At 59.3% G+C, this 12,690-nt stretch carries 6 protein-coding genes; 5 read left to right on the forward strand and 1 reads right to left on the reverse strand.

What is annotated here, in order from left to right:
• Window positions 1–607 precede the first annotated feature (607 nt).
• Window positions 608–916 carry a pyocin activator PrtN family protein gene (locus N2602_RS08550; protein WP_260382341.1) on the reverse strand — a complete coding sequence of 103 codons (309 nt, stop codon included), beginning with the start codon at window positions 914–916 and terminating at the stop codon, window positions 608–610.
• Between the two features lie 336 nt (window positions 917–1,252).
• Between N2602_RS08550 and N2602_RS08555 the strand changes: the two genes are divergently transcribed.
• From N2602_RS08555 to N2602_RS08575, 5 genes are all read left to right on the forward strand, one after another.
• Window positions 1,253–2,524 (forward strand): DNA repair exonuclease, encoded by a 1,272-nt coding sequence (locus N2602_RS08555; protein ID WP_260382342.1) that lies wholly within the window; start codon window positions 1,253–1,255, stop codon window positions 2,522–2,524.
• 3 nt (window positions 2,525–2,527) lie between these two features.
• Entirely contained in the window at window positions 2,528–6,070 is a 3,543-nt protein-coding gene (locus N2602_RS08560; protein WP_260382343.1) for a YhaN family protein, read from the forward strand.
• Window positions 6,071–6,600: 530 nt separating this feature from the next.
• Window positions 6,601–7,581, forward strand: a complete 981-nt coding sequence (locus N2602_RS08565; RefSeq protein WP_260382344.1) for a hypothetical protein — start codon at window positions 6,601–6,603, stop codon at window positions 7,579–7,581.
• Window positions 7,582–7,862: 281 nt separating this feature from the next.
• Window positions 7,863–9,491: a hypothetical protein gene (locus N2602_RS08570; RefSeq protein ID WP_260382345.1), complete on the forward strand. Its 1,629-nt coding sequence runs from the start codon at window positions 7,863–7,865 to the stop codon at window positions 9,489–9,491.
• 179 nt (window positions 9,492–9,670) lie between these two features.
• On the forward strand, window positions 9,671–12,412 hold the full coding sequence (locus tag N2602_RS08575) for an AAA family ATPase (protein WP_260382346.1): 2,742 nt from the start codon (window positions 9,671–9,673) through the stop codon (window positions 12,410–12,412).
• The last annotated feature ends 278 nt before the right edge of the window (window positions 12,413–12,690 follow it).

Consider the following 12,690-nt stretch of genomic DNA (forward strand, 5'->3'; position numbering starts at 1 on the left):
ATGAAGGCAGGCATTTCTGGTGTGGTGACCAATACGCTAGAAGGAAACGCAAGCTAACCCATTGATCTGCGAGTGGGCCCGGCAGGACTCGAACCTGCAACCAGACCGTTATGAGCGACGGACTATCGATCAGGTTCTCTGATTTTGCTGCGTTTTCGTTTGATTTTGATTGCGTTCGTTGTGGTCTGTTCACGTCGTTTCTGGTGCGAAACTGGTGCGGTCAGTGAGATTTAGGTAGGCATTTCACACTTGGCACGTTAGGGCCACAGTCTGTCCCATGATGGATTGGACCGGGACATCGCAAAAAGCAAAGCATCATCAGCACTTAAGCCGCAGCTCGATCGAGCATGTCGTACCAAATGTAGTACTGCCACCGCTCGGAGCTCGACGAGAAGGTGTCGTCGCGCGCCGGCGTCTGCCCTGCGGCTATAGCGTAGCGCGACGCACCTGCGCGCCGCAGTAGGCGATATGCGTCTGCGTCGGCGCGTGCAACGGTCTGCACGATCCATTCAGCTCGGACCTTTAGCGTGCGTCGTGGGCGAAGGCGCGCGCGAGTTTTAAGCAACTCGCCTGAGGGCACCAAATAAGACAGATGCGGGTTCGCCGCCTAGGTCGTCAAAGCTGCCATTTCTTTTCTGGCTACCTCGACTCTAGCATCAAGGTATTTGGCTAAATCCAGAAGGTGGATGCCTTTGGCGCATTTCTGGCTTGCTTCCATTCGTACCAGAGGGATGGCTATTTCGCCTGCGCTGATCTTCTGCACCAGCTTGGTTGGATTCAGGTGTGAGAAGTAATCCCGACATACATCTTCAATGGGGATGATGGCCTTATCTCGGTGCTCAAGGTCAACGAGCTGTACAGCTGGTTCAACGCTTGGCAGTTCATGGAGCGGTGCGGTTTCACCGATGCCGATCATAAGGACGGCTTGGAAAATGAAAGCGTGGAATAGCCATTAGCGCTTTCTCGGCGTCATGTGCTTCTTGAAGCTCGACGATCCCGGCTAATACAGACCCAAAGGACCTAGCCTTGACGGCAGGGGTAACACGCCTCTCAAACCCGCGTGGCTCCGTTTACGAGAGTCCGGCCGGGCGCCGGTGCGTCCACGGTCATGACCTCCAAGCTAGGTCGCCGGAAACTCCCGCCTTTCCGGTCATGGGCCTCAACTCTGGGGAAAAGGACACAGTTATCCACACCCATTGCGAGAACTTTATTTTCATGTTTTGTTCTCGGTGGTGATTCGAACGGGGCGAGGATGAGTTCCTTCCAATTTATTCATACCGGGGATATCCACCTCGACAGCCCTCTGAAAGGGGTGAGCGGCCAGGAGGGGGCTGCCGCCGAGCGCATCCGGACGGCAACCAGAACCGCTTTCGAAGATCTCGTTTCCGGGGCGATTGAAGAGCAGGTCGCCTTCATGATCATCGCCGGTGATCTTTATGACGGCGACTGGCGCGATTTTCAGACAGGTCTCTTTTTCGTCCGGCAGATGGGGCGTCTTCGCGCAGCGAACATCCCCGTATTCGTGCTCCACGGCAATCACGATGCCGAAAGCCAGATCACCCGGCGGCTCACCGTGCCGGACAACGTGCAGGTCTTCGGCTATCGGAAGCCGCAAACGTTTGAGCTGGAAGGATGCCGCGTCGCGCTGCATGGCCAAAGCTTCAGAGTGCCGGCGACAACAGACAATCTCGCGGCGGCTTATCCTCCGCCGCTCAAAGGCTGCTTCAACATCGGCGTGTTGCATACTGCGCTTGGAGGCGTGAATGGACCTCACCAGAATTACGCGCCGTGCAGCCTCGATGAGCTCGTGAACAAGGGCTATGATTATTGGGCGTTGGCGCATGTGCATCAGGCCAGCGTTCTGCACGAGAATCCTCATGTCGTTTTCTGCGGCAACCTGCAGGGCCGGCATATTCGCGAAACAGGTCCAAAGTCAGCTTACCTGAATACCGTTCAGGACGGCGTTCTGCAAAGCATTGAGCCGCTTCACACCGACGTCGTGCGCTGGGCGCAGATCGATGTGCCGGTCGGCGCGTGCGCGCAGTTTGGCGACGTCGTCGATGAAATCAAAAACAAGATTGATGCAGCCACGAGAAACGCAGAGGGGCGGCTGCTGGCATGCCGCATCCAGTTGACGGGTGCGAGCGCTCTCCATGGCGAGTTGCTGGCGTCAGAGACCCAGCTGCTGGCCGAGGCGCGGGCCGCTTCCCTGGCGCTCGGCGAAGAGATTGCGTGGATCGCGAGCGTGACGAATGCGACGCAGCCAGCATCGACAATGTCGGGAGCGATGAATCAGGAAGCTCTCAATGATCTGAACGTCTTGCTGTCGCAGGCAGCCGGCGATTCTGAATTGCAGGCTCAGATAGCGAATGAACTGGGCGAACTCATCCGCAAGCTTCCGCATGACGCTGCGCTCGATGTGGACGATACGCTTCTGCTGGCCGCCATCAACAAGGATTTTGCCGTGGTGATCGATCAGGCCGGCGCGTATCTAAACGCACGCCTGAGTGCAGGGAGGCGCTGAACAATGCGTTTGCGTTCTCTTGATCTCATTCGCTACGGCAATTTCACCGACCGGACGCTCGCTTTTCCGTCAGGCGGGCCGGATTTTCATATCGTGTACGGTGAGAACGAGGCTGGGAAATCGACGACAATGTCGGCGATTGAAGATTTGCTGTTCGGAATCCCCGGTCAGTCTCCTCGCAACTTTCTTCATGAAAACGCTGCACTTCGGATCGGTGCGACGTTGGAGCACGATGCGAATACGCTCGCCATCCGGCGTCGCAAGGGCAATAAAGATACCATCCTGGGATGGGACGATCTGCCCTTGAGCACAGGCGACGGGACGCTTGGGCCGCTGCTCGGAGGGATTGATCGCGCCTATTATTGCAGGATGTTCTGTCTCGATCATGAGCGCCTGCGCGTCGGCGGGCGTGACATTATCCAGGCCAAGGACGATGTCGGCGCCACCTTGTTCGCGGCCGGGGCAGGCGTGTCGGGACTTCGCGGCCGCCTTGCAGCGATGCAGGAAGAGGCCGAAGGGCTCTGGGCCAGCCGCAAAGCAGGGCATCGAAAATATTACCAGGCCGAAGACCGCCTCAAGGATGCGGAAACCGCCTTGCGGCAGCACACCGTGACGGCAAGCAAATGGCAGGAACTGAAATCGGCCTTCGATGATGCGCGCGAGCGCTGCGCCAGCATTGAAAAGGAGATTGAAGGTCAGGTTACTGAACTCGCCAAAATCGCGCGCATCCGGCGCGTTTATCGCGCCGTGCGGCGTTTGGCGGAAATCGAGCGTGACATCGCCGGGCTTGGCGGTGTTGCGGTTCTTCCCGCCGGCGCGGCGAGCGAATTCGAGAAAGCGGCCTCCGATAACGCCGCCGCAGAAGTGCGCATCAGCGCGTTTGGCGAACAGATCGCGGCCATCGGCGTGGAGTGCGATGGCCTGGTTATCGATGACAATCTCCTTCAGCACGGACCGGAAATAGAGCGGCTTTACGAACGCCGCATCCAGATAGCGTCGGGCAGGGCGGACCTGCCAAAGCGGCGCGCGGATCTTGCGGCTTCAGAAGAGGCGCTGAAACGCCTGGCCACCGAACTGGAATGGATGGCTCCAACAGTCGAGGATTTGATCGCCCGGATTCCCGTGCGCGCCAAGGTCTCGGTTGTCCGTGGGTTGTTGACCGCGCGCGGCAGCCGTTTCACGGCGGTGGGAAACGCACGGAAAGCGGTCGAGGACGCGCTTGAGAAGGTAGAAGATATTCGTGTCCGTATCGAATCGGTGGGCGCCGCGCAGGATGTTTCGGCGCTCGCGGGCGTCGTGAAATCCATCCGCGCCCTCGGTGACCTGGATGCGCGTCTGCAGGCGGCCGAAAGAGAGCGGCGGGACGCCAATGATCTCTGTCAGGAGCAAATGGCGACGATGAATCCCGCGGTTGCAGATGAGGCGCGTTTGCGCGCAATGCGGCCGCCGGTCAACGCAACAGTCAAAGCGCACCGTGATGCCGCCCGCGAATTGGAACGTCGCATCCATAGCCGCGAGGCGGCAATCCGTGAATCCGCCCGGATGGTCGAGAACAATCGCAAAGCTTACCTCCGGCTTGTCTCGGATGAAGGGATCGTGTCCGCAGGCGAGCTGACGAAATTGCGGGAGCTTCGTGATGCCGGCTGGTCCATCATAAAGCGGAAGCACATTGAGAACGTCGCCGTGCCGGATGCCGACGAACAGGCCTTCACGAAGGGCGGTTCCCTGCTGAGCGTATTTGAGGCGAGCATCGGCCATGCCGACGGAGCTGCCGATCAACGGTTTGAGAATGCGCAATCGACGGCCGAGGCGATGGTGTTGGCCCGGCAGATTACTGAACAGGAAGACGGACTGCACGCGCAAAAAGAAGAGCTGGAAGCGCTAACCCGGGAGCAGTCTGGACTGGCCGCTGCATGGGTGGGCATGTGGACCGGTGTTACGGACACGCCATCGACCCCGGATGAAATGCTCGAATGGATCGATGCAAGGACAGTGTTGCTTGGCCAGATCGCCAAGCGCGACGCTGCCCTCCGGTCGTCGGCATTGCTGCAGCAGGAGATTGCGGACGCCAGGAAGCAGCTTGTTGGCATACTGCAGGATCCTGCGGTTGCCGCCGCCGCAGAAAGCCTGCCGCTCAACGGCATTCTGACGACGGCGGAGCTGCGCATCCGGACGCAGGAAGCGATTGCGCAAAAGCGCGCCGAGCTCGAGCTTGAGCAACGCAAGATCAAGGCTGACGCGGAGCGCAAGAGCAAGGCCCTCGAAAGCGCCGAGAAAGAGCAGCGCGAGTGGGAAAAAGAATGGAAGGAGGCCTTGGCCGCGCTGAACTTGTCGGGCGAGGCGGCGGTCGAGACCATACAAGGCCAGATCGAAGCTCTGGAACAGATGCGCGACGTCGCTGCAAAAATTGCCGACCTGCAGCATGAGCGTATCGGCAAGATCGAGCGGGATATTACAGCATTTGAAAGCGAGGTAGCGAGACTCGCCGGGTCCGTAGCAACGGATTTGGCAGGCGCAGATGCTGACGACGTTGTCATCAAAATGCAGGCGCGGCTGGATGACGCGAAGCAAAGCCAGGCAACGCTCGGTGAGAAGAAAGCGGCCATCCACGGCCTTCAAAAGAAATTAGAGGAACGCGACAAGTCGAGAGAAGCCGCGCAGGAAATTATCCTGAAGCTGCAACAGGCGGCTTGCGTGACGCTCGATGCGTTGCGCGCAGCCATAAGGCAATCCGATTTGCTGCGCGGGCTTAAGGATGAACAAGCAAGCCTGCATATGACGCTCGAAGCGGACGGTGATGGTCTTGGCATTGACGCTCTTGCAGAGGAGTGCCGCAACAGCGACCTGGATCAGGCGGCGGCTCGCGAACAGACGCTAACGCAATCCCTGAAGGATCAAAGACAGCGCCAGCTTGAGGCCATCCAGCAGCGCAACGACGCGGCGCGCGCTTTCGAAGCACTTGGCGGCGACGCTGCCGCTGCAAAGGCCGCGTCCGACCGTCAGGCAGCGCTCGCGGATATGAGAGACGCCGCCAGCCAATATGCCCGTGTGCGCTCGGCATCGCTCATCCTGCAATGGGCGATCGAACGCTTCCGCCGAGAAAAGCAGGCGCCGCTGCTTAAGCGTGCGGGGGAGCTGTTTTCTATCCTGACCGGCGGATCCTTTGAGAGGCTCGCGCTCGAGTACGACGAGAAAGACGTTCCTCATCTCGCAGGTGTTCGGCGCGACGGGAGCGTAGTGGGGGTTTCCGGCCTCAGTGAGGGCACGGCCGATCAGTTGTTCTTGGCCCTTCGCGTCGCCGCCGTCGAAGAGTATCTCGCCCATGCCGGGTCAGCGCCGTTCATCGCTGATGATCTGTTTATCAATTATGACGATGAGCGCGCTGCTGCCGGGTTCAAAGTACTGCGCGAGCTCTCGGAAAAAACGCAGGTGCTGTTCTTTACCCACCATCAACACCTGATTGACGTGGCCCGCACTGCGTTCGGCGGGAATGTGTCGACAGCCGTGCTCGAGCATCACGATGATCCCCTGAAAAACGTGGCATAGCGTTCCTGCGATCAGTCGCGCAAAGACCGGCAATAGGATTCGATGTCGCTACCGTCTCCTCCTTGTTGGTCAGGGTCGCATCGGGTGATGCAGCCTTGGCCCTCGCCGAGAGCGGGATGTGCAAGCCGCAAGAAGAATCTGCGGAGTTTGGCGCGGGCGCAGGCGAAGCCGAGCCACGGAGAGCAGATTGTTCTTGGCGGCGCGCCGACGGGGGCAGCGACCGCGACGGGCGGTCATGAAAAGGCCTGCGGATTACGCGCCGGAAGGCGTAAGCGCTGGGCCGGTGAAATGGCACCCGTAGGAGCGTCAGCATAGCGCCGCCCGGAGTGGGGGCGCGGGACCGATTGCAGCCGCGAAACCGGCCTCCGCGAGCGGCTCGATATTCCCTTGCGAGAGGGATCGTCACCGGACCTCGGCGCCTTCGCTTCTTAGCATCCCCGAGCTGAATGCCAAAGTAATGAAAGCATCTGAATTCGCTTGTTCAATCCTTGATGCCGGAGTGCTAATTTCCCTCTATGTCAGAACCCACAGTGACACGCGCAAAAATCTCGAAGCTTGAGCTGGTATTTCCGCCGGTCTCCAACCAGGAAGCTGTGTGGTTCAGGGACGTCCCGGAAGTTGAGGAAATACTGCGGCAGAGTGACTTCTATATCATTGGCGGCCGACCGGAGATCAAGCTCAGCGATTTCCAGAGAGACGACGAAGAGGCCACTTTGAGTTTTGACGTCTCGGTCGAGGGTGGCCCTTCCGATCACGTGCTGCTGCGCATCAAAGACCTGCCCGGTATCGAGGAGGCCGACCCCGATAATTTATATATCGAGCTTGGCCCTAAATTCGTCCGTTTCTGGGATGGCCCCGTAAAGCAGGACGGCTCGGAAGTGCTGGAATGGTTCACCACTGAGAAGTTGCTTTGGAGCCGCGCGCATGAGTGGCCTGGAATCGAGGGGCTTGACCGGCACGCTGAGCTTGCGGTGTACGATCTTCTCTACGTTGGTATTGCCAAAACAGGGGATAGTTTCGATCGACTGATCGACAAGGGTCATCATGCGCGAACAGCGATTTTGGCCAATGAGCCTCAACGATTTCCCGGCGCGCGTGTCTCTGACGAGACGTATTTGTTTTTGTTCCGGACCGAGTCGCTCGTCATGCAAACCTTCGAGCCAGAACACGATTTTCAGGATAGCGACTTCGAGGATAATCTTGACCGAAAGCAGGTTGTAGCGGACGCCGAAAAAGCATTCGTGAGCATGCTTAAACCTGATTACAACAAGGTTCGGTTCGCTCGATACCCAAAAGGCTCCGATGGGCTCTACGGAGCTGGCTTCCTGCGCTACGGGTATCTCGTCAACGAAGACGTGACCTTCAACACGGCGCACGGCAGGGTGCGGGGCGCGCGTGATCCTCAGGGGTTTATTTCCAACGCGGCGGATTTCATTTTCGTGGACGGCGATGACGTCCGCCTTATGGTTTCCGGCGTGGACTTTCCAACCCAACCCTCGCGAACTCCTTGAGCGCTGAGGTACCATGCTCCTTTGCAGCGCCCGCAATGAGCGGTCCGATCAAATGGCACTCGCAAGAGTGTCGGCATAGCGCCGCCGTCAGGGGAATCGAGGGCAGCCCCGAGACGCAACGGGTAGCCTGGAGAGCGCAGGCGAGTAGAGCCCGGTCGGCAATACCGGCGCGCGTAAATTGAGAAGGGAAAAGAATACACGAATATCGATGGACCAGAAGCCGCGTGATATACTGGCGGTTGTGGATCGACTCAACCCAGGCCTGTGCGGATGTGACGGCGATGCGTTTCAGGAATCTTGAAAGCTACAGGAGCAGCGGGGCCGGCAGCGACATGCAACTCGCTATACCCTTACCTAGAACGCCGGATGGTCGGGTCTATCGCTATTCGCCCAACGAAAACGCGCATCCGCGGCATTTCCTGCTCGGCGGCCGCGTGGAAGGCGTTACCCTGCCGGAGGCGCCCACACCGCGCATGACCCATGCGCCGGGCACGCCGGGGACTATCTGCCCTTACAGCGGCGTAAAGGCCGAAGACGGTGCCTTCACGCACCCTGACGATATTGCGGCCGCGAAGGAAGTCGTTGCGCATGCCGCCGCGGCCGACGTCGCTGAAGTCTTTCACGGCATGTTCGCCGATTTAGGACGCAAGTTCGCGGGCAGTAAATTCGTCAAGATCAAACCGGGTCCGAAACCGCATCCCAAGCCCAGGCCCCGTTTTGCTCGACGCGATTTGCTGCGCGATTTGATCTGCGACGAATGCGGGCGCGACTACGGCGTCTTCGCAATCTCGCTGTTCTGTCCGGATTGCGGCGCGCCCAACATTCATCTGCACTTCGCGCGCGAGGCGACGCTCGTGCGGGAGCAGGTGGAACTTGCCGGCAAGCTGGACGCAGGCGCGGACGAGCTTGCCTACCGGCTGCTCGGCAATGCGCATGAAGATGTGCTCACGGCTTTCGAGGCGACGCTCAAGACGGTCTACCTTTACAAGCTCACCACGCGGCCCGCCGACGCGCCCGAGGTAAAGCCACCGGGAAATGCCTTTCAGAATATCGAGAGGGGCCGAAAGCGCTTTTCCGAATTCGATTTCGATCCGTTCGGGGCATTGAGCGCCGACGCGCTCGCGGTGCTGACGCTCAATATCCAAAAGCGCCATGTGATCGGGCATAATCTGGGTGTCGCCGATGCGGCTTTCGCGGAGCACGCGACGGATGCGCGCCTCGGCGAGACGGTGCCCTTGGTTGGCGAGGACATTCTCCAGTTCGCGGATATCTGCAAGACGATGATCGACCATATCGATGCGTGGCTCGCGAACGGCGTGTCGCCGCCGGGCCATGGGTCGCTGCCTGCCAGGCCGATTGTAGCGCCGCAAGCAAAGGAGCCGGCCGCATTGACGGTCGGCCAGCTGGGCAAGCTCGCGGTCAGCATCGGATTGTGGGTGTCGGAACGCTCCAAGAAAGGTTTCGATGATTTCATCGCCGAAGAAGATCTGAGGAAGGCTTTTCCGGACTCGACCATCGACGCTTTGGCGTTCGCGGTGGCGGAGCTTGCCAAGGACGGTTATCTGCGGACGAGCGCGGTGATTTCAAAGCGGATTCCACGCATGCGCACTACAGCCGAGCTGTTCATCACTTTCGATCCGCATGCCGTGAAGACCGACCCGGCATCGGATGTGGTCGTAATCGTTGATCTCGCGCTAACGAAAAGCGACACGGTCGGCGTCGAGGAATTGCACGCTGCGACCGGATGGCCGCTGCGCCGCTTCAATCCGGCCTTTGCCTATATGATCTCCCAGATCAACGAGCGGCGCGTGTTGGGGGGAGGGACCAACGATTACCCGGCCCGGGGCTTCTTCCTGATGGACGAGGACCGGGTGGATCTCAAGCGTTTCGCCGACCGCTTGCGGGGCTGACAGCAGATGCGGTTCTTTTTACCGGGGTCGTCATTCCAGTAGAACGTGGGCGGACCTCCTTCCAGTTGAAAAAACAGTCGTCGACAGTTGTGTCAACGACGCCCGCAGATTGCGGTCAGAGATGAAGACTGAGCCGCAAAGCGGCAGCCAATATTGATAAGAAATTTTGGGAGAAGGGCATGGCCCCAAGCGGAAAAAAATTCGAGTTTACCGAGCACGGGGTATTTGAAGCGAACATCGCGGCGTTCTTCGGGCACATGGCACAGGAGGACGCCGCGCTTGCCGGAGAACTGCAGTCCCACTTCAAAGCGTTGTCGCAGGGCACATACAGCCAGCAGGACATTCTGAACGGCTTGTTCGCCGCTGCCGGAAAGCCATCGCAGCCGCAAACCGCGAACCCGGTTTCAGGCGCCGCTAGCGGCCAAGGGGCGGCACCGGCCGCTGCTTTGCCGTCCGCAACCGGCTGGTTGCTTGAAGGACTTTCGATCGAAGGCTTTCGCGGCATTAACAATCAAGGCAAGCCGCTCGAGCTGAAGTTTCATACCGACAAGGTCAATAGCATCTCGGCGGTAAACGGGGTGGGCAAGAGCTCTGTCTACGATGCGGTCCGATATGCGATATGCGGTGCGGTAGCGTGGCTTGAAGACTTGCCCGCAAGCGAACGGGGCCCCGACTACTATCTAAACAAATTCAACTCATCCGGGTTGGCGACGATCACGCTCAAGCTGATCGCCGAGCCGGGCGGCCAGCAAGTAGCCATCACGGTGAAGCGGGACGCGCAAGGTAATCGCACCGTCTCGTCGGCGCCGGCGGCAGATGCCGAAGGCATTCTGCGATCGCTCAATCGCGAATTTGTTCTTCTGGACGGGCACACGTTTCAAAGCTTCATTTCAGCAAAACCCCTGGATCGGGGCCGGACGTTCTCGGGTCTGCTTGGTCTCGCCCAATACAGTGTAATGCGCCAGTCACTTGCGGCTGTCGCGAACACGCGGGCCTTTAACAACCATTTCGCGGTAGCAGAACATGCGCAGCTTCGCGGCCGCGAGGAGAAGGCAGCGGCCGATGCGCGCGCCGCCATTGCGGCCGACTATGCAGTGTTGGTAGGGCAGCCTTTGGCAGCCCTCAATGGAGCGGCAGCACAGGCGAAGTGTCACCATGCTCTGGAGCAGATCGGTCCTCTGAAGCCGCTCTGCGAGAACAAAGCTTTTCACGACATTGACATTAACGCCTGCATTGAGGCGGTGAAGGCGGCCGAGGGAGGGCCTAAGCGGGACCGCCTGAGCGAATGCATTCGCGAGCGGGCGGATCTAAAGAAGCTCAATGTCGAAGCGCCGAAACCCGAGCGTGCGGCAGTGCTTGTGGCCCTGGCAAAGGCACGCGATCAGGCGCTCGCTGAAACCGCAGGCGACGTCATGCTGACCCTGTTTCAGGCCGGGCAAAAGGCGCTTGGCTTGCCGGAATGGAGTGATCCCACGCTGTGCCCGCTTTGCGATCAGAAGGGCTCGCACGATCTGAAGGCGCATATCGCTTCCAAGCTTTCCCAATTCGATGCATTGGAGCAGGCAGGAACGGCGATTGCAAAAGAATGGGGCGAAGCCGGCTGGTCCGATCTTGGCGATCTTGAATCTAAGTTGGAGGAGGGCGCCGATAATCGGCTGATTGCGAAGCTGAAGGCGCGCGCGGAAAAAGGCGATATCACCTCTAACGACGCGGAGAGCCTCACGGAGTGGCTGAAAACGTTGCGCTCACGGGCCGACCAGAAAGAGCAGAGCCTGGCTGCCGAACAAGCCGATCTTGAGAAGGAACTGCCGCCGTCCTCCGTCGAGGTCACGCGCAAAGTCGAGGCGGCTCGTCGCCTCCAGGCCAATTGGAACAAGCTTGCCGAGGCTGAAAAAGCCGCGGGGCTGGAGCAAGGGCGGGAGGCGTTGGTCACGCAGGTGAAGCGCTTTCTTGATTCTGCTTCCAATTGCTTCGGCGCCGCGGAAGGCGCTCTCAGCAAGGCGCGGTTGGCCGCCGTCGAGCCGGTTTTCAGGGCGTACTTCGACAAGCTCTCGTTCTTCGGTGTCGTTCCGACGGTGGCTAAACGCGCCAACAGCGAGGACCTTCAAATCGCGCTCGCGGACTTCCACGGGCTGCAGAATCTTTCGCCGCAGGCGTTGCTTTCGGAGAGCTTCCGCAACGCGTTCGCGATTTCTCTCTATCTCGCGGCCGCCTCTCTTTATGGCGGGCTTCCGAAGTTCATCGTGCTTGACGACGTGACCTCAAGCTTTGATGCGGGTCATCAGAATTTCCTCGTTGAGCTGCTCAGGACGTCTTTCGCCCGTCCGGCGAACCCATCCGGCCTGCAGGTCATCCTGCTAAGCCACGACACCATGCTGGAGAAGCTGTTCAACAAGCACAGCAATACAGGGACCTGGTGGCATCAGCGGCTCGAAGGCGTTCCGCAAATCGCGGTTCTGCCGCAGGCCGGCGCCGTCAACAAGGTGCGCGATCAGACGATCTCGATGCTGCAGGCAGGGCAGGTGGATTTTGCCAAAGAGGGCGTGCGGCAATATCTGGAATACCGCCTTAGCGATCTCATCAGCCGCCTGCGCATCCCGGTGCCTGTCGACGTCGCGTTCAACGACAACAAACAGCTTGCGCATGAATTTCTGCAGGCTATCGAGGCGGCCGTCAAACTGCATCAAGCTGCCAATTCTCTCGTGCTCGATGCTACTCAAATCGCCGGGCTGAATGCCAACATGGCAACCATCGTTGGTAATTTCCTCAGTCACTGGGGGACGGGGCAAACGCTCAGTTTTTCGGGTCCATCGCTTCTGGGCGTAATGCAGTCGATCGATCAGTACTGTGAGTGCTTCAGATACGAGCCGAGTCCTGGTGCGCCGCGGCAGTTCTACAAATCATTGCACCAGCGAAGCTAAAGTGGCGGAGGATGGCAGATGAATATTGTGATCAAGGGTAATTTCCTTGGAAATCGCTCTTCTCAGCCGGGTGGGGTATTGAAGGGCTTTCTGAGGCGGGGAGTCCCGGCGGAAACCTGCACGTCCAGTTTTGGGCTAACGCTGTGTTTGGCCGCTCATTCAACTTAAATGCGACGGCGGCTACGCGCCCTTGAAATCGGCCGTTGAGGCCATCTTTTCGCAAGGCTTAAAGCCTGTCATTGGTTTACGCGGCTACAACTGCCGCCCAAAGCGGGCAT

The organism is Bradyrhizobium sp. NC92 (genome assembly GCF_025200865.1).
Classification (GTDB): domain Bacteria; phylum Pseudomonadota; class Alphaproteobacteria; order Rhizobiales; family Xanthobacteraceae; genus Bradyrhizobium.